The organism is Frigidibacter sp. (assembly GCF_030695035.1).
Taxonomy (GTDB): Bacteria; Pseudomonadota; Alphaproteobacteria; order Rhodobacterales; family Rhodobacteraceae; genus Frigidibacter.
In genome coordinates this window covers 341,549-359,034 of the sequence record NZ_JAUYTT010000008.1, presented here as the reverse complement: position 1 = coordinate 359,034, position 17,486 = coordinate 341,549, and the positions used below count along the sequence as shown (strand labels likewise).

The 17,486-nt window shown below is 68.0% G+C and carries 18 protein-coding genes; 12 read left to right on the top strand and 6 right to left on the bottom strand.

The genetic code is table 11. The annotated features are described in order from the left end of the window. The first annotated feature begins 173 nt into the window (after positions 1–173). From Q8S30_RS05925 to Q8S30_RS05890, 8 genes are all read left to right on the top strand, one after another. On the top strand, positions 174–1,424 hold the full coding sequence (locus Q8S30_RS05925) for a Zn-dependent hydrolase (RefSeq protein ID WP_305665113.1): 1,251 nt from the start codon (positions 174–176) through the stop codon (positions 1,422–1,424). A 76-nt stretch (positions 1,425–1,500) separates the two neighbouring features. Then, positions 1,501–2,952 (top strand): dihydropyrimidinase, encoded by a 1,452-nt coding sequence (gene hydA, locus Q8S30_RS05920; protein WP_305665112.1) that lies wholly within the window; start codon positions 1,501–1,503, stop codon positions 2,950–2,952. A 2-nt stretch (positions 2,953–2,954) separates the two neighbouring features. Then, positions 2,955–3,827 (top strand): dihydrodipicolinate synthase family protein, encoded by an 873-nt coding sequence (locus tag Q8S30_RS05915; RefSeq protein WP_305665111.1) that lies wholly within the window; start codon positions 2,955–2,957, stop codon positions 3,825–3,827. After that, positions 3,824–4,600: an ABC transporter ATP-binding protein gene (locus tag Q8S30_RS05910; protein ID WP_305665110.1), complete on the top strand. Its 777-nt coding sequence runs from the start codon at positions 3,824–3,826 to the stop codon at positions 4,598–4,600. Before Q8S30_RS05915 ends, Q8S30_RS05910 begins: the two co-directional genes overlap by 4 nt. Further along, positions 4,590–5,462 (top strand): ABC transporter permease, encoded by an 873-nt coding sequence (locus Q8S30_RS05905; protein ID WP_305665109.1) that lies wholly within the window; start codon positions 4,590–4,592, stop codon positions 5,460–5,462. The genes Q8S30_RS05910 and Q8S30_RS05905 overlap by 11 nt, the downstream gene beginning before the upstream one ends. After that, complete coding sequence (locus Q8S30_RS05900) at positions 5,459–6,310, top strand: ABC transporter permease (RefSeq protein ID WP_305665108.1); 852 nt, start codon at positions 5,459–5,461, stop codon at positions 6,308–6,310. The genes Q8S30_RS05905 and Q8S30_RS05900 overlap by 4 nt, the downstream gene beginning before the upstream one ends. A 55-nt stretch (positions 6,311–6,365) precedes the next feature. Further along, positions 6,366–7,346: an ABC transporter substrate-binding protein gene (locus tag Q8S30_RS05895; RefSeq protein WP_305665107.1), complete on the top strand. Its 981-nt coding sequence runs from the start codon at positions 6,366–6,368 to the stop codon at positions 7,344–7,346. A 151-nt stretch (positions 7,347–7,497) separates the two neighbouring features. After that, the gene (locus Q8S30_RS05890) at positions 7,498–7,665 is read left to right on the top strand and encodes a hypothetical protein (protein ID WP_305665106.1); all 168 of its coding nucleotides are present in this window, start codon (positions 7,498–7,500) and stop codon (positions 7,663–7,665) included. A 261-nt stretch (positions 7,666–7,926) separates the two neighbouring features. Here Q8S30_RS05890 and Q8S30_RS05885 read toward each other — a convergent pair whose 3' ends face one another. Continuing rightward, positions 7,927–9,060 carry a mechanosensitive ion channel family protein gene (locus Q8S30_RS05885; RefSeq protein WP_305665105.1) on the bottom strand — a complete coding sequence of 378 codons (1,134 nt, stop codon included), beginning with the start codon at positions 9,058–9,060 and terminating at the stop codon, positions 7,927–7,929. A gap of 146 nt (positions 9,061–9,206) precedes the next feature. Here Q8S30_RS05885 and Q8S30_RS05880 point away from each other — a divergent pair, with 146 nt between their 5' ends. Then, positions 9,207–10,487: an XRE family transcriptional regulator gene (locus tag Q8S30_RS05880; RefSeq protein WP_305665104.1), complete on the top strand. Its 1,281-nt coding sequence runs from the start codon at positions 9,207–9,209 to the stop codon at positions 10,485–10,487. Between the two features lie 121 nt (positions 10,488–10,608). On the opposite strand, the gene preA is transcribed toward Q8S30_RS05880, so the two are convergent. Both preA and Q8S30_RS05870 read right to left on the bottom strand, forming a co-directional pair. Then, positions 10,609–11,913, bottom strand: coding sequence for an NAD-dependent dihydropyrimidine dehydrogenase subunit PreA (gene preA / locus Q8S30_RS05875; protein ID WP_305665103.1), 1,305 nt, complete (start codon positions 11,911–11,913; stop codon positions 10,609–10,611). 2 nt (positions 11,914–11,915) lie between these two features. Continuing rightward, positions 11,916–13,253 (bottom strand): NAD(P)-dependent oxidoreductase, encoded by a 1,338-nt coding sequence (locus Q8S30_RS05870; protein WP_305665102.1) that lies wholly within the window; start codon positions 13,251–13,253, stop codon positions 11,916–11,918. 267 nt (positions 13,254–13,520) lie between these two features. On the opposite strand from Q8S30_RS05870, the gene accB reads away from it, so the two are divergent. The 3 genes from accB to aat are packed head-to-tail and all read left to right on the top strand — an operon-like array spanning position 13,521 to position 16,042. Then, on the top strand, positions 13,521–13,997 hold the full coding sequence (gene accB, locus Q8S30_RS05865) for an acetyl-CoA carboxylase biotin carboxyl carrier protein (RefSeq protein WP_305665101.1): 477 nt from the start codon (positions 13,521–13,523) through the stop codon (positions 13,995–13,997). Positions 13,998–14,010: 13 nt separating this feature from the next. After that, a complete protein-coding gene (gene accC / locus Q8S30_RS05860) occupies positions 14,011–15,357 on the top strand; it encodes an acetyl-CoA carboxylase biotin carboxylase subunit (RefSeq protein ID WP_305665100.1) in 1,347 nt (448 codons plus the stop codon). Between the two features lie 46 nt (positions 15,358–15,403). After that, on the top strand, positions 15,404–16,042 hold the full coding sequence (gene aat, locus Q8S30_RS05855) for a leucyl/phenylalanyl-tRNA--protein transferase (RefSeq protein WP_305665099.1): 639 nt from the start codon (positions 15,404–15,406) through the stop codon (positions 16,040–16,042). A gap of 1 nt (position 16,043) precedes the next feature. On the opposite strand, the gene Q8S30_RS05850 is transcribed toward aat, so the two are convergent. The 3 genes from Q8S30_RS05850 to Q8S30_RS05840 are packed head-to-tail and all read right to left on the bottom strand — an operon-like array spanning position 16,044 to position 17,369. Further along, the gene (locus tag Q8S30_RS05850; protein WP_371135450.1) at positions 16,044–16,520 is read right to left on the bottom strand and encodes a DUF2155 domain-containing protein; all 477 of its coding nucleotides are present in this window, start codon (positions 16,518–16,520) and stop codon (positions 16,044–16,046) included. Continuing rightward, positions 16,517–16,990 (bottom strand): outer membrane lipid asymmetry maintenance protein MlaD, encoded by a 474-nt coding sequence (locus Q8S30_RS05845; protein WP_305665098.1) that lies wholly within the window; start codon positions 16,988–16,990, stop codon positions 16,517–16,519. Before Q8S30_RS05845 ends, Q8S30_RS05850 begins: the two co-directional genes overlap by 4 nt. Positions 16,991–16,994: 4 nt before the next feature. Then, entirely contained in the window at positions 16,995–17,369 is a 375-nt protein-coding gene (locus Q8S30_RS05840; protein WP_305665097.1) for an NADH:ubiquinone oxidoreductase subunit NDUFA12, read from the bottom strand. Positions 17,370–17,486 lie beyond the last annotated feature (117 nt).

Here is a 17,486-nt window from a genome sequence, read left to right as displayed (position 1 = left end):
GGCAGCCACTTGGCAGAGATTGGCGTTGATTGTCGGACCCGGCTGTGTAGCGTGAAACCTGACCAGATGGTCAGACACGGGATTCGTCCCGAAGATGACAGAAGAAGACTGTGGGCCAAGCCCTTGGCGCAACGGGCAGAGACCCGGATGGCCCCGCAGCAGGGAGAACAATGATGCCGGCACCAGCAGAAAACCTGCGGATCGACCCCGCGCGGCTGTGGGACAGCCTGATGGAGATGGCCAAGATCGGCCCCGGGATCGCGGGCGGCAACAACCGCCAGACCCTGACCGACGCCGATGCCGAGGGGCGCGCGCTCTTCGCCCGCTGGTGCGAGGCGGCGGGGCTGACCATGGGCGTCGACGAGATGGGCACGATGTTCGCCGCCCGCCCCGGAACGGACCCCGAGGCGCTGCCGGTCTATGTGGGCAGCCATCTCGACACCCAGCCGACGGGCGGCAAGTATGACGGGGTGCTGGGGGTTCTGGCCGCGCTGGAATGCGTGCGCACGATGAATGACCTTGGCATCCGCACCAGGCATCCCATCGTCGTGACCAACTGGACCAATGAGGAAGGCGCGCGCTTTGCGCCCGCCATGCTCGCCTCGGGCGTCTTCGCGGGGGTCCACAGCCTCGACTACGCCTATGGCCGCCGCGATCCCGAGGGCAAAAGCTTTGGCGAGGAGCTGGCGCGCATCGGCTGGAAGGGCGACGAGCCGGTGGGCGCCCGCAAGATGCACGCCTATTACGAGCTGCATATCGAACAGGGCCCGATCCTCGAGGCCGAGGGCCGAGACATCGGCGTGGTGACGCATTGCCAGGGCCTGTGGTGGCTGGAATTCACGCTGACGGGCCGCGCCGCGCATACCGGATCGACGCCGATGGGCCTGCGGGTGAATGCCGGCCTCGCGATGGCCCGGATCATCGAGATGGTGCAGCGCGTGGCGATGGATGCGCAGCCGGGCGCGGTGGGCGGGGTCGGCCAGGTGCAGTTCAGCCCCAACAGCCGCAACGTGCTGCCGGGGTCGGTGGTGTTCACCGTGGATATCCGCAGCCCCGATCAGGCGAAGCTGGACGGGATGCGCGCCGATATCGAGGCCGGGGCCGCGACGATCTGCAAGGGGCTCGGGGTCGGCATGGCGGTCGAGGCGGTCGGCCATTTCGACCCGGTGACCTTTGCGCCAGAGCTGGTCGCCAATGTCCGCGCCGCGGCGGAGAGGCTGGGCTACAGCCACATGGACCTGATCTCAGGCGCCGGCCACGATGCCTGCTGGGCCGCGAAGGTGGCGCCGGCGACGATGGTGATGTGCCCCTGCGTCGGGGGCCTGAGCCATAACGAGGCCGAGGAGATTTCGCAGGACTGGGCGACGAAGGCGACGGAGGTGCTGCTGCATGCGGTGCTGGAGACGGCGGATGTCGTGACCTGAGCAGACGGCGGGGGGCCTTCTGCCCCCCGCGCCCCCCGAGGATATTTGGGCCAAAACGAAGAGCGGAGCGGAAAGCATGTCCACAGTCATCAAGAACGGCACGATCGTCACCGCCGACCTGACCTACAAGGCCGATGTGCTGATCGAGGACGGGCAGATCATCGCCATCGGCCATGGGCTGAAGGGGGACGAGGTGCTCGACGCCACCGGCTGCTATGTGATGCCGGGGGGGATCGACCCGCATACGCATCTGGAAATGCCGTTCATGGGCACCTATTCGGCCGATGATTTCGACAGCGGCACTCGGGCGGCGCTGGCCGGCGGCACCACGATGGTGGTGGATTTCGCCCTGCCCTCGCCCGGGCAGGGCCTGCTCGACGCGCTGCAGATGTGGGACAACAAGTCCACCCGCGCGCATTGCGATTACAGCTTCCACATGGCGGTGACCTGGTGGGGCGAGCAGGTGTTTGACGAGATGAAGGCGGTGACGGAGCGGGGCATCAACACCTTCAAGCATTTCATGGCCTACAAGGGCGCGCTGATGGTGAATGATGACGAGCTGTTCGCAAGCTTCCGCCGCTGCGCTGACCTCGGCGCGATCCCGATGGTCCATGCCGAGAATGGCGATGTGGTGGCGGAGCTGTCGGCGCGGCTGCTGGCCGAGGGCAATACCGGGCCCGAGGCCCATGCCTACTCCCGCCCGCCGCAGGTGGAGGGCGAGGCGACCAACCGCGCGATCATGATCGCGGACATGGCGGGGGTGCCGCTCTATGTGGTGCATACCAGCTGCGAGGACAGCCATGAGGCGATCCGGCGGGCGCGGATGGCGGGCAAGCGGGTCTGGGGGGAGCCGCTGATCCAGCACCTGACGCTGGATGAGGGTGAGTATTTCAACGCCGACTGGGACCATGCGGCGCGGCGGGTGATGAGCCCGCCGTTCCGCGACAAGCGCCATCAGGACTCGCTCTGGGCCGGCCTCTCCAGCGGCAGCCTGTCGGTGGTGGCGACGGATCATTGCGCCTTCACCACCGCGCAGAAGCGCTTCGGGGTGGGCAATTTCACCCAGATCCCGAATGGCACGGGGGGGCTGGAGGACCGGCTGCCGATGCTGTGGACGGCGGGGGTCAATACCGGGCGGATCACCATGAACGAGTTCGTCGCCGTCACCTCGACCAATATCGCCAAGATCCTGAACATCTACCCCAAGAAGGGCGCGGTGCTGGTCGGGGCGGATGCCGATCTGGTGGTCTGGGATCCCGAGGCGGAAAAGACGATCACCGCCGCCCGCCAGCAATCTGCCATAGATTACAACGTGTTCGAGGGCAAGACGGTGAAGGGCCTGCCGCGCTTCACCCTCAGCCGCGGGCATGTGGCGGTGACGGAGGGGGTGATGAACTCGGTCGAGGGCCACGGCAAGTTCGTCGCCCGCCCGCCGAAGGGGCCGGTGTCGCAGGCGCTGTCGGCGTGGAAAGAGCTGACCGCCCCGCGCCCGGTGCAGCGCAGCGGCATTCCGGCGAGCGGGGTGTGAGGTTGCGGGGACTCTCCGCCTTCCCGATCACCCCGATGGATGGGCGCGGGCGTGTCGATGCGCCGGCGCTGACACGGCTGGTCGGCGACCTTGCCGCGGCGGGGGTGCAGTCGGTCGGCCTTCTGGGCAGCACCGGCAGCTATGCCTACCTGCCGCGCCATACCCGCGCCGAGGTGACGGCACTGGCGGTAGAGGCGGCTGGCGATGTGCCCGTGGTCGTCGGCATCGGTGCGCCGGGGCTGGGGATGGTGCTGGACCATGCGCGGGATGCCGCCGAGGCCGGGGCGGCGGCGCTGCTGCTGGCGCCGGTCAGCTACCAGCCGCTGCGCGAGGAGGAGGTGTTCACGCTCTACCGCATCGTGGCGGCGGAGGCGGGGCTGCCGGTGGTGCTCTACAACAACCCCGGCACCACGGGGGTGACCTTCTCCCCCGCGCTGATCGCCCGGATCGGGGCGCTGCCGGGGGTGGTGGCGGTGAAGATGCCGCCGAGTGCCACGCCCGCCGCCGAGATCCCGGCGCTGCGGGCCGCGCTGCCCGCCGGCGTGATACTGGGATATAGCGGCGACGCCAAGTTCGCCGGCGCGCTGGCAGCGGGGGCCGAAGCGTGGTTCTCGGTGCTCGGCGGCCTGTTCCCCAAGCCCTGCTTTGAAATGCTGGCGGCGGCGGGGGATGCCGAGCGGCTGGCGGCGCTGGATGCGCGGCTCGCGCCGGTGTGGGAGCTGTTCGGGCGGCTGACCAGCTACCGGGTGATCCATGCCGCGGCGGGGATGATGGGGTACGGCAACCCCGTGCCCCCGCTGCCGGTGCTGCCCCTTCAGGGCGAAGAATTGGCCGCCGTGGAAGCGGCCTTCACACAGGCGGGACTGCTGGAATGACTGTCATCGAGGCCCGCAATGTCGGCCTGACCTTCGCCACCAATGACGGCCCCGTCCATGCGCTGAAGGATGTGAACCTGTCCATCGGCAAGGGCGAGTTCGTCAGCTTCATCGGCCCCTCCGGCTGCGGCAAGACCACCTTCCTGCGCGCCATTGCGGCGCTGGAGCATCCAACGGAAGGCACCCTCACCGTCAACGGCATGAGCGCCGATGCCGCCCGGCAGGCGCGGGCCTATGGCTATGTGTTCCAGGCGGCGGGCCTCTACCCCTGGCGCACCATCGCCGGAAATGTGCAGCTGCCGCTGGAGATCATGGGGTTTTCGAAGGCCGAGCAGGCGGAACGGGTTGAGCGGGTGCTGGCGCTGGTGGACCTCGAGGGGTTCGGCAAGAAGTTCCCCTGGCAGCTTTCGGGCGGGATGCAGCAGCGCGCCAGCATCGCCCGGGCGCTGGCCTTCGATGCCGATATTCTGCTGATGGACGAGCCCTTCGGCGCGCTGGACGAGATCGTCCGCGACCGGCTGAACGAGGAGCTGCTGGCGCTGTGGGCGCGGACCGGCAAGACCATCGGCTTCGTCACCCACTCGATCCCCGAGGCGGTGTATCTGTCGACCAAGATCGTGGTGATGAGCCCCCGCCCCGGCCGCATCACCGATGTGATCGACAGCCCCCTGCCGCGCGAGCGCCCGCTGGAGATCCGCGATACGCCGGAGTTCATCGCCATCGCGCATCGGGTGCGCGAAGGGCTGCGGGCGGGGCATGGGTATGAGGTTTAAGCGCGCCGTTCTGCCGATCCTCACCGTCCTCGCCGCCATCCTTGCGCTCTGGTACGCAGGCGCCGTGTGGATGAACGCCCAGTGGAGCCGCGATCAGGCGGCGCGGGCGGGGGTGGAGATCGGGTTCACCGAGATCCTGCGGGACACGATGAGCCAGGAACGCCCGGTGCTGCCCGCCCCGCATCAGGTGGCCGCGGAGTTCGGCAAGACGGTGTTCGGCACCAAGGTCACCTCGAAGCGCAGCCTTGTCTGGCATGGCTGGGTGACGCTGTCGGCGACGGCGGTGGGGTTCGCCCTGGGGTCGGCGGCGGGCATCTTGCTCGCCATCGGCATCGTGCATAGCCGGGCGATGGACCTGAGCGTCATGCCCTGGGCGATTGCCAGCCAGACCATCCCGATCCTGGCCATCGCGCCGATGGTGATCGTGGTGCTGTCCTCGATGGGGGTGACGGGGCTCTTGCCCAAGGCGATCATCTCGGCCTGGCTGTCGTTCTTTCCGGTGGCGGTGGGCATGGTCAAGGGCCTGCGCGCCCCCGATGCGATGCAGCTCGACCAGCTCAGGACATGGGGCGCGAGCCGGGCGCAGACCTTCTGGAAGCTGCGGCTGCCGGCCTCGATGCCCTACCTCTTCGCCTCGCTGAAGGTCTCGGTCGCGGCGAGCCTTGTGGGGGCCATCGTCGGCGAGCTGCCGGCGGGCGCGACGGCGGGGCTTGGCGCGCGGCTGCTGTCGGGCAGCTATTACGGGCAGACGGTGATGATCTGGGCGGCGCTGTTCGCGGCGGCGGTGCTGGCGGCGGCGCTGGTCGGGCTGATCGCCGCGATCGAGCGGGTGGTGCTGCGGCGGATGGGGATGGCGCGATGATCTGGCTCTGGGGGGCACTGGCGCTCTGGGCCGCCACGACGGCGCTGAATGTGGCGCTGGCGGGGTCCGGCCTTGCGCGGCACCGTGCCGTGCGGCTGGCGATCCCGGCGCTGTTCGGGGTGACGCTGCTGGTGCTGTGGGAGGGCACGGTGCGGGGGCTGAATGTCAGCCCGGTGATCCTGCCGCCACCTTCCGCCATCGGCGCGCGGATCGCGGCGGATCTGCCGCTGCTGTGGATTGATTTCGTGCAGACCATCCTGAAGGGCGCCCTGCCCGGCTATGCCATCGGCTGCGGGGCTGCCGTCCTTGTCGCGATCCTGATCGACCGCTCGCCCTTCTTGCAACGGGGCCTGCTGCCGGTCGGCAATTTTGTCGCCGCTCTGCCGGTGGTGGGCATCGCGCCGATCCTGGTGATGTGGTTCGGCTTCGACTGGCAGTCCAAGGCCGCGGTCGTGGTGGTGATGGTGTTCTTCCCGGTGCTGGTGAACATGGTCGCGGGGCTTGCCGCCACCGACCGGATGCAGCGCGACCTGATGGCGACATGGTCGGCGGGATACTGGCAAAGCTTGGTGAAGCTGCGCCTGCCCGCCGCATTGCCGTTCCTGTTCAACGGGCTGAAGATCGCCACCACGCTGGCGCTGATCGGGGCCATCGTTGCCGAGTTTTTCGGCAGCCCGACCCGCGGCATGGGCTTTCGCATCTCGACCGCGGTCGGCCAGCTTGCGCTGGATCTGGTCTGGGCCGAGATTGCGGTGGCGGCATTGGCCGGCTCGGCCTTCTACGGGCTGGTGGCGCTGATCGAGCGGGGGCTGACCTTCTGGCATCCCTCGCAGCGGGCGCGGGTATAGACTTACAGATGGCCCGGACCAAGAAGCCGGGCTGCATTCCAACGGAGGTGAGACGATGAAAAGACTGATGACAACGGCGCTGTTTGCCGGGTTTGCGGCAAGTGCGGCGCAGGCCGAGGATGTGACGCTGCAGCTCAAATGGGTCACGCAGGCGCAGTTCGCGGGCTATTACGTGGCGCAGGAGAAGGGCTTCTACGAGGAAGAGGGCCTGACCGTCACCATCAAGCCGGGCGGGCCGGACATCGCCCCCACGCAGGTGATCGCGGGCGGCGGCGCCGATGTGGTGGTGGACTGGATGCCCTCCGCCCTCGCCGCGCGCGAGAAGGGCCTGCCGCTGGTGAACATCGCGCAGCCGTTCAAATCCTCGGGCATGATGCTGACCTGCCTTGCGGAAAGCGGTGTGACCGGGCCAGAGGACTTCAAGGGCAAGACCCTTGGCGTGTGGTTCTATGGCAACGAATACCCGTTCCTCAGCTGGATGGCGACGCTCGGGATCCCGACGACGGGTGGCGCGGACGGGGTCGAGGTGCTGAAGCAGGGCTTCAACGTCGATCCGCTGCTGCAAAAACAGGCGGCCTGCATCTCGACGATGACCTATAACGAATACTGGCAGGTGATCGACGCGGGGATCGCGGAATCGGACCTTGTGACCTTCAAGTATGAGGATCAGGGCGTCGCCACGCTGGAAGACGGGCTCTATGTGCTGGAGGAAAATCTGGCGGACCCGGCCTTTGAGGAGAAGATGGTCAAGTTCGTCCGGGCCAGCATGAAGGGCTGGAAATATGCCGAGGAGAACCCGGATGAGGCGGCGATGATCGTGCTCGACAATGACGAGACCGGCGCGCAGACCGAAAGCCACCAGAAGCGGATGATGGCGGAAGTGGCGAAGCTGACCGCAGGATCGACCGGCGCGCTGGACGTGGCCGATTACGAGCGGACGGTGGCGACGCTGCTGGCCGGCGGGTCGGACCCGGTGATCTCGGCGGCGCCGGAAGGGGCTTATTCGCTGGCGATCACGGACAAGGCGCTGCAGTAAGCTTCGTTTGGCGTGAGGTTGAGCGGCCCGGGGTTGTTCCCGGGCCGTTTTGCGTTTGACGGGGGTCAAGGCGGGGTGTGCGCGGGTATGGGATAATTGGTGATCTCGCGCGGGCAAGCCCGCCGGCGCGGCACAAGGAAGGGACCAGACGATGACCGCTGCCGTGAAACCTCACTCCGACCCGCGCCACGGCGCGCTGATGATGCTGATGCTGGCGATCGGCCTGCTGGCCTTGGCCGGCTGTGCCCCGCCTGTGGCGGAATGCGAAGCCGGGGTTGCGGATCTTGCCCGCAGCGCCGAGGTGATGCCGCCCTGTTGAGGGGGGAGTGGGTGCCCTTCTCTGTTTGCCCGGAACAAGGCGCTTCAGCGCCGCCGGGCAGCGCCCGCCTCCCGGCCCGGCCACGGGCCGGGCGTTCTTCGCGGAAATCCTCCACTGGAGGATTTCTTGTCGCTCATCACCCGCCTAGAAATTCGGTGGAAGAAGGCCGCACCATAAACCGCCTAGAACTTCTGTTGCTCGCCCACCCGGCGGACGGGCGCTGCCCTCTGACGGTGCGAGCTGCCAGAGGATTCCTTTACCCTACCCCCGCGGCCCGTCCTGCCCCCCCGCCCCCGGCCAGGCCAGCAGCGCCGCAGCCGGGCTCGCCGACACCTCTTCCCGCGTCCGCGGCAGCGCGCCCGGCAACTCCGCCTGAATCCACGCGATCAGCTTTTCCCGCATCTCGCAGCGCAGATCGAAGGCCCGCGGCGCGTTGCGGGCCGAGACCAGCACCCGCACCTCCATCACCCGCTCGCGGAAATCCGTCACCGCGAGGTTATAGACCTTGCCGTCCCAGAGCGGCGAGGCAGCCGCAATCTCCTGCCCCTTCACCCGGATCTGCTCCACCGGCGCGGAATGGTCGAGATAGAGCATCACCGTCCCGATCAGCTCGGCACTGTCGCGGGTCCAGTTCTGGAACGGCTTTTCGATGAAATAGCTCAGCGGCACCACCAGCCGCCGCCAGTCCCAGATCTTGATCACCACATAGGTCGAGGTGATCTCCTCGACATTGCCCCACTCCCCCTCGACGATCAGCGCGTCATCGATGCGGATCGGCTGGGTGATCGCCAGCTGGATGCCGGCAAAGAGGTTCTTGAGCACCGGCTGCAGCGCCAGACCGACGACAAGGCCCGCCGCCCCGGCAGAGGCCAGCAGCGACACTCCGTATTGGCGCACGGCATCGAAGGTCATCAGCGCCGCCGAGACCGCCACCAGCACGATCAGCAGGTTCGCCACCCGCATCAGGATCCGGCTTTGCGTCACATGCTTGCGCGCCAGCAGGTTGTCTTCGGCATCGAGCTTGAAGCGGCGCAGGTGGATCGTGGTCCAGATATAGAGGGCCGTCTGCGCGATCCAGGCGGCGCAGAGGATCAGCGCGATCACCAGCAGCCGGCGGATCACCCCCGCCTCATTCTCGGTCAAGGGCGCGATCGCGGTGGCGAAGGTTACGGCGGCGATGACCATGGCCAGCCGCAGCGGCCGCGCGCCGCGCGCCACCAGCGAGCGCCAGAATAGCTCGCGGCTGGCAACGGCGCGGGTCAGCACGGTGAACAGGGTGCGCCAGGCCAGCAGGGCGAGGCCGGCAGCCACGCTCAGGATGATCAGCGTGGCGATCCAGTCGGGCATCCAGCCGGTGGCGCTGTCGGCAAGGTCGGAGATGGTTTCGGAGGTCATGTCCATGCCCCTGATCATAGGGCGCGGAGGCGCCAAGGTCAGGGGGCGCGGCGCGTTTCATGCCGCAATGCGGCAAGTTTCCGCCCGCAGCCCGGTTTTCTTGCGCCGGGACCCGATTGCTGGCACATCGGAAACGGAGGTTCACAATGGCCCGTGCCGCACTCACCGGAACCCGCATCCGCGCGCGGCGGGCGCAACTGGGCCTGAAACAGGCCGAGCTGGCGCGGGCCATCGGCGTGTCGCCGGCCTATCTCAACCTCATCGAGCATAACCGTCGCCCGGTGTCCGACCGGCTGCTGACCGCGCTCGCCGGCACGCTGGAGATCGGCGCGGCGGCGCTGGCCGAGGGGGCCGAACCCACGCTGTTCGAGGCGCTGCGCGAGGCCGCCGCCGGGGGGGACGACGCGGAAACCGACCGCATTGAGGAATTCGCTGGCCGCTACCCCGGATGGGCGGCGCTGCTGGCCGAGCGGCAGGGGCGCATCCTGACGCTGGAGCGCACCATCGAGGCGCTGACCGAACGGCTGGCGCATGACCCGCAGCTGTCGGCCAGCCTGCATGAGGTGCTGTCGGCGGTGACCTCGATCCGCTCCACCGCCGCGATCCTGGCCGAGACCGAGGATATCGAGCCCGAATGGCGCGCGCGCTTCCACGGCAACCTGCGCGATGACAGCGAGCGGCTGGCCGATGCCGCCGAGGCGCTGGTGGGCTATCTCGATGCCGGGACCGACCGGGAGACCGGGCTTTCATCCCCGCAGGAGGAATTCGACGCCTGGCTCGCGGCGCAGGAGTTCCACATCGCCGCCGCCGAGGGGGCCGCCGCGCCGGACCCGACGGTGACCGCGCCAGAGCTGGCCTCGTCGGGCTCGCGCGCGCTGGCACGGGGCTGGCTGGAGCGGGCGCGGGCGGATGCCGAGGCGCTGCCGCTGGCGGCCTTCGCGCGGGCGGTGGCCGAGACGGGCGGCGATCCGGGGCTGCTGGCCGCGCAGTTCGGGGTGCCGCCGCTGGCGGTGTTCCGGCGGCTGGCGGGGTTGCCGGGGGCGCATACGACGGGGCTGGTGCTCTGCGACGGCGCCGGGGCGCTGACCTTCCGCAAGCCGGTGGAGGGCTTCACCCTGCCCCGCTTTGGCGCTGGCTGCCCGATCTGGCCGCTCTATCAGGCGCTCTCGCGCCCCGGCACCGCGATCCGCGCCACGCTGGAAATGGCCGGGCGGGTGCCGCGGCGCTTCCTGGCCTATGCCTGGTGCGAGGCCGCCTACCCCGCCGGCTTCGACGGCCCGCAGGTGCTGGAAGCGGGGATGCTGCTGCTGCCGGCAGATGCGGCGCGCAGCCCGGGCGAGCTGCCGGTGGGCGCCACTTGCCGCATCTGCCCGCGCGCCGAGTGCCCGGCGCGGCGGGAGCCGTCGATATTGACGGATGCGGGGTGAGGGTGGAGGGCGCCGGGGGGCTGTCTGCCCCCCCATGACACGGAAGGAGCGGGGGGGCCTTCTGCCCCCCGGACCCCCCGAGGATATTTGGACCAAAACGAAGATAAAGAGTGGTGCTTGGCTACTCCGCCGCCTGCTTTGCCATCGGGTTGTTCGGATGGCTGGTCCAGTTGGCATAGCCCGACACCACCCGCCCGGTGCGCGGATCCACCTCCCCCTGCGGCAGCTCTCGCATGGTGATGCAATTCTCCACCGGGCAGACGTCGAGGCAGAGGTTGCAGGCGACGCATTCCTCGTCCTTCACCGTGAACACGCGGCTAGGTGACATCGCAATCGCCTGATGGCTGGTATCCTCGCAGGCCGCATAGCAGCGCCCGCAGCTGATGCAGAGGTCCTGGTCGATCTGAGCCTTGGTGATGTAGTTGAGGTTCAGGAACTGCCAGTCGGTGACATTGGGCACGGCGCGGCCGACAAGGTCGGCGGTGGAGGCAAAGCCCTTGCGGTCCATGTAGTCGGAGAGGCCCGAGATCATCTCTTGCACGACCTTGAACCCATAGGTCATCGCCGCGGTGCAGACCTGCACATTGCCCGCGCCAAGCGCCATGAACTCTGCCGCGTCGCGCCAGGTGGTGACGCCGCCGATGCCGCTGATCGGCAGGCCATGCGTTTCCGGACTGCGGGCAATCTCGGCCACCATGTTCAGCGCAATCGGCTTCACCGCCGGGCCGCAATAGCCGCCATGGGTGCCCTTGCCGTCGATCATCGGCTCTGGCGCGAAATCGTCGAGGTTCACGGAGGTGATGGAGTTGATGGTGTTGATAAGGCTGACCGCATCCGCCCCGCCGCGCCTCGCCGCCTCGGCCGGTTTGCGGATGTCGGAGATGTTGGGGGTCAGTTTGACGATGCAGGGCATCCGGGAGTGTTTTTTCACCCACCGCGTGACCATCTCGATATATTCGGGCACCTGCCCCACGGCCGATCCCATGCCGCGCTCGGCCATGCCATGCGGGCAGCCGAAGTTCAGCTCGACCCCGTCGGCGCCGGTATCCTCGATGCGGTGCAGGATGTCCTTCCAGCTCTCCTCGTCGCAGGGCACCATCAGGCTGATGATCAGCGCCCGGTCCTTGTAGTCGCGCTTGACCGACTTGATCTCGCGCAGGTTCACCTCCAGCGGGCGGTCGGTGATCAGCTCGATATTGTTGATCCCCAGCACCCGGCGGTCGGCACCATGGATCACGCCATAGCGCGGGCCGTTGACGTTGACGACGGGCGGGCCTTCCGATCCGAGGGTCTTCCAGACGACGCCGCCCCATCCCGCCTCAAAGGCGCGGCGGACGTTGTATTCCTTGTCGGTCGGCGGGGCCGAGGCGAGCCAGAACGGGTTGGGGGATTTGATGCCGATGAAGGTTGTGGTCAGGTCAGCCATGCTCAAGCCCCCATCAGGTAAAGGTGGATATCCATCGCGGCATCGCGGCCCTCGGCCGCGGCCGTCACGGTCAGATCGTCGCCGCCCTGCGCGCAATCGCCCCCGGCCCAGACCCCCGAGATGCTGGTGCGCCCGGGGCCGGTGATGGCGATCTTGCCGCCACCCGTGGCGATGCCCTCCGGCACCGGCTCGAGGGTCTGGCCGATGGCCTTGAACACCTGATCGGCCTTGAGCCGGAAGGTCTGCGGCAAGAGGTGCAGCCCCGCCTCGCGCGCTTCGGTATAGGCGAACTCTACCTCGACCACCGCGCCACTGCCGAGGAGGCGCACCGGCGCGGCGTTGCAGATGATGCGCACGCCGTTCTGGGTGGCGTGGTCCTGCTCGACCGTGCTGGCGCCCATCGACGCCTTCGAGCGGCGATAGACCAACGTCACCGTCTCCGCCCCCAGCAGCCGCGCCTGCACGGCAGCGTCGATGGCGGTCATGCCGCCGCCGATCACCACCACGTCGCGGCCAATGGGCAGGGTGGCAAGGTCCGCCGCCTGCCGCAGCTCGCGGATGAAGTCGGTGGCAGGCAGGACGTTTGCCTTGTCCTCACCCTCCGCCCGCAGCGCATTGACGCCGCCAAGCCCGAGGCCGAGGAACACCGCGTCATGCCCCGCCTGCAATTCCGCCAGCGACAAGTCGCGGCCAAGCGCGAGGCCGGGCTTGAGGGTGATGCCGCCGATGCCCATCAGCCAGTCCAGCTCTGCCTGCGCGAAGCCGCCCGCGGTCTTGTACGCCGCGATGCCGTATTCGTTGAGCCCGCCGCCCTTGGGCCGCGCGTCGAGCAAGGTGACATCGTGGCCCTTCATCGCCAGCCGGTGTGCGGCGGCCAGACCCGCAGGGCCAGCGCCCACCACCGCCACCCGCTTGCCCGTGGGCGCGGCGCGGGTGAAGGGATGCGCATTCTTGGCCATCAGCGTGTCGGTGGCGTGGCGCTGCAGGCGGGCGATCTCCACCGGCTTGCCCTCGGCCGCCTCGCGGACGCAGGCGCCTTCGCAGAGCGTCTCGGTCGGGCAGACCCGGGCGCAGATGCCGCCAAGGATGTTCTGCGAGAAGATGGTGCGCGCCGCCGCCTCGGGCGTGCCGGTGGCGATCTGGCGGATGAACAGCGGGATGTCGATTTCGGTGGGGCAGGCCGTCACGCAGGGCGCGTCATGGCAGAAGTAGCAGCGATCCGCCGCCACCCGCACCTCATGCGCATCCAGCGGCGGGGCGATATCGGCGAAGTTGGTGCAATAGGCTTCGGCGGAAAGCCGGCCCGGAACGATGCCGGGTGTCAGCTGGCTGTTGGTCAATCGGACCTCCCTGGCTTTGCTTTTCAAGGAAAGGCTGGCATAGGTCGGTTTTTTTATCAAACGGTAAAATCAAGTAGCCGCGCAACCCGCCCCCGCCGCGCAGACTTGCAGCAAATCCTGCGAAATCTGCCCGATTTTTCGCCGTGGCCGGCTTCAGTGCTCCCCTCAAACTCGCGACTTTCCTCCCCCCGTGCTTCCGCGTATAACCCCAGCGACAAAGGCGGAGCCCGCGACAGACGGGCGGCACAACACCTTCCGAGGACGGTAATGACCAAACATCCCCATGAAACCGACGTGGCCTTCATCCAGGCGCTGGCGGAACTTCTGAACAAGAACGACCTGACCGAGCTGGCGGTGATGCGCGAATACGGCGAGAATGACAGCCTCGAAGTGCGGGTCGTCAAGCAATCGACCGTGGTGGCCGCCCCTGTGCAGACCTATGCCGCAGCGCCCGCCCCGGCCGCGCTGGCAGCCCCCGCCGCTGCCCCGGCCGAAGACCCGGCGCGCCATCCGGGCGCCGTTGCCTCGCCGATGGTCGGCACCGTGTATCTGGCTGCCGAACCCGGCGCGACGCCCTTCGTCGCGGTCGGCGATGCGGTCAAGGAGGGGCAGACGCTGCTGATCGTCGAGGCCATGAAGACCATGAACCACATCCCGGCGCCCAAATCCGGCACCGTGAAGCGCATTCTTGTCGAGGATGGCAGCGCGGTCGAATACGGTGCCCCGCTGATGATCGTCGAGTAAGGTGACCAGACCGATGTTCGAGAAGATCCTGATCGCCAACCGGGGCGAAATCGCGCTCCGCGTCATCCGGGCCTGCCGCGAGATGGGCATCAAGTCGGTGGCGGTGCATTCAACGGCCGACAGCGATGCCATGCATGTGCGGATGGCCGACGAGTCCGTCTGCATCGGGCCGGCGCCCTCGTCGGAAAGCTATCTCTCGGTCCCGGCCATCGTCTCGGCCTGCGAGATCACCGGCGCCGATGCGATCCACCCGGGCTATGGCTTCCTGTCGGAAAACGCCGCCTTCGTGCAGGTGCTGGAAGACCATGACATCGGCTTCATCGGCCCGACTGCCGAGCATATCCGGGTGATGGGTGACAAGATCACCGCCAAGGACACGATGAAACGGCTGGGGGTGCCTTGCGTTCCGGGCTCGGAAGGCGGGGTCGCCACGGTCGAGGAGGCCAAGCGCGTCTCGGCCGAGATCGGCTATCCGGTCATCATCAAGGCCACGGCAGGCGGCGGCGGCCGCGGCATGAAGGTCGCGCGCGATGCCGAGGCGCTGGAAGTCGCCTTCCGCACCGCGCGGGCGGAATCGAAGGCCGCTTTCGGGAACGACGAAGTCTATATCGAGAAATACCTCCAACGCCCCCGCCATATCGAGATCCAGGTCTTCGGCGATGGCAAGGGCAAGGCTGTGCATCTTGGCGAGCGGGACTGCTCGTTGCAGCGCCGCCACCAGAAGGTGTTCGAGGAAGCCCCCGGCCCCGCCATCGACCAGGAAACCCGCGACCGGATCGGCAAGGTCTGCGCCGATGCGGTGGCCGCGATCAACTATATCGGTGCGGGCACCATCGAGTTCCTCTACGAGGATGGCGACTTCTACTTCATCGAGATGAACACCCGCCTGCAGGTGGAGCATCCGGTGACCGAGGCGATCTTCGGTGTGGACCTCGTGCGCGAGCAGATCCGCGTCGCCTCTGGCCTGCCGATGTCCTTCGAACAGAGCGATCTGGTGCTGAACGGCCATGCCATCGAGGTGCGGATCAACGCTGAAAAGCTGCCGAACTTCTCGCCCTGCCCCGGAAAGGTGAACGTGTTCCACGCGCCGGGCGGGCTCGGGGTGCGGATGGATTCTGCGCTTTATGCCGGCTACACGATCCCGCCCTATTACGACAGCCTGATCGGCAAGCTGATCGTGCATGGCCGCGACCGGCCCGAGGCGCTGGCCCGGCTGAAGCGCGCGCTTGGCGAGTTGATCGTCGACGGCGTCGATACAACCGTGCCGCTGTTCCATGCGCTGCTGGAGGAACCCGATATCCTGAAGGGCAATTACTCGATCCATTGGCTGGAACGGTGGCTGGCCGAGACCTTCGCCTGATCGCGGGGCGCCCCGGCGCCCTGCCTTGCCCGTCGGGTCCTGCCCGATGACGGCGGCGCCGCTGCGCGAGGTGCCGCCGCTGCTGATGCTGGAGGTCTATGCCGCCGGCGCCTTCCCGATGGCCGAAAGCCGCGACGATCCGACCTTCGGGCTGATCGAACCGCGCATCCGCGGGATCCTGCCGCTGGACGGTTTCCACATCTCGCGCTCGCTGGCCCGGCGGATGCGGCGCGGCAGCTTCACCGCCAGCGCCAATACCGATTTCGCCGAGGTGGTGGCCGCCTGCGCCAACCGCGAGGAGACGTGGATCAATCCGGCCCTGATGCGGCTTTACGCGGCGCTGTACGAGGCGGGCCATGCCCATTGCATCGGCGTGCGGGCCGAGGGCGCTTTGGTCGGCGGAGTGTTCGGGGTCGCGGTGGGCGCGGCCTTCTTCGCGGAAAGCATGTTCTCCACCCGCACAGATGCGTCCAAGGCGGCGCTGGTCTGGCTGGTGGACCGGCTGCGGGGGCAAGGCTTCACCCTGCTCGACACCCAGTTCCTGACCCCGCATCTGGCCAGCCTTGGAGGCATCGAGCTGCCGCGCGCGGCGTTTCGCAAGCTGCTGGAGCCAGCCGTGGCGCGGCGCGATGTGCGCTTCGGCCCCGCAGGCCCCCTGCCGGAGGCTGCGAGCCTGGTGCGCTAGGTCAGTCGCTGCAGCTCAGAACCCAGACGTCATAGCGCGGATGGTCCAGCGCTGACAGCGCCGGGCTGGCGGCGGTCATCCAGCCGTTGAACACCACCTCGCCGCGGTCGCGGATGGTCAGATGCGCGAAGGCATCAGAGCTGGGGTCATTCACCGGAAAACGGCAATCGGTCAGGCTCACCTCCAGCCGGAACATCGGCTGGGTCTGGCCATTGGCCAGCGTCACATCGACGCTTTGCCCCGTCACCCGGTCCAGCCCGCGCAGCATCGCGCCTGGGGCCGAGGTCACGGCGCCTGCGGCTTCGGAATCAACCGCGCTTTCGGGCTGCAGCGCCTCGGGCGTCACCGGCAGCGCCGGCAACTCCTCGATGCCAAACTCCTCCAGCGGCAGGGGCTCACCCTCACCCTCCTGCGCTGCCAGCGGGGCGGCAAACAGCAGGGCCGCCAGCAGGGGCCACGCGATGCGGCTGCGGATCACTCCGTAGCCCCCGCAGCCGGCGCCGTATCCTCGCTGCCGCCCGCGAATTTCATCATCAGGGACACCACGCTGATCGCGCCTTGGGTATCCTCGATCTCGGATCCGGGTTCGAGGTTGATCGGGCTGCCGCCAGGCAGAAGCTCGATGAACGAGCCGCCCAGAAGCCCTTCGGAAGACACCAGAATCGCGCTGTCTTCGGGCAGCAGGATATCGCTGCGCACCGCCACCGTCGCATCGGCAAAGAAGGTCGCCGGGTTCAGTGCCACCGAGGTGACGCTGCCGACCTTGACCCCGGCCAGCCGCACATCGGTGCCGATGTCGATGCCCTCGACTGACCGGAAGCTGGCCTTCAGCTCATAATTGCCGGAGGACGTGGCAAGGCCCGAGCCAAGCCCCGCATATATTGCAAAGCCAAGGGCTACAGCCAGCACCGCGGCGCCGGTCAGGATTTCTGCACGGGTTTCGGACATGGGGTTATTCCGGTTGCCAGGCCTCGTAATCGCGCCGTTCGGCCGGGGCCGCGCGACGGATCGAGCCGGTGGGAGCATAGGCGGCGGCGGTGCCGGTCAGATTTTCCACATGCGGCTTTTCCCAGGCCTTGTGCGGCAGCGGCGCATCGACCGGGCTCTCGTCCCAGGTGAAATGCAGCCAGCCATGCCAGTCGGGGGACACCCGGCTTGCCTCGGATTCACCATTGTAGATCACCCAGCGGCGCTTGCCGTCGGCGGTGCGGTAGAAGATATTGCCCTGATCGTCTTCGCCCACCTTCACGCCGCGGCGCGCGGTGAAGATCTGGGTGCCAAGCGTCTGGCCGTTCCACCAGGTCAGCAGGCGAAGCAGGAATTTCATCGGGGACTCTCCGCAAGATAGGCCGCAAGATGGCTGCCCCACTTATACAAGAGCGCGGGCCGAGGTCCAGAGGATTGGGCCAGCCGCAGCGATGCTCCGCCGCCTGCCCCCGAGGGC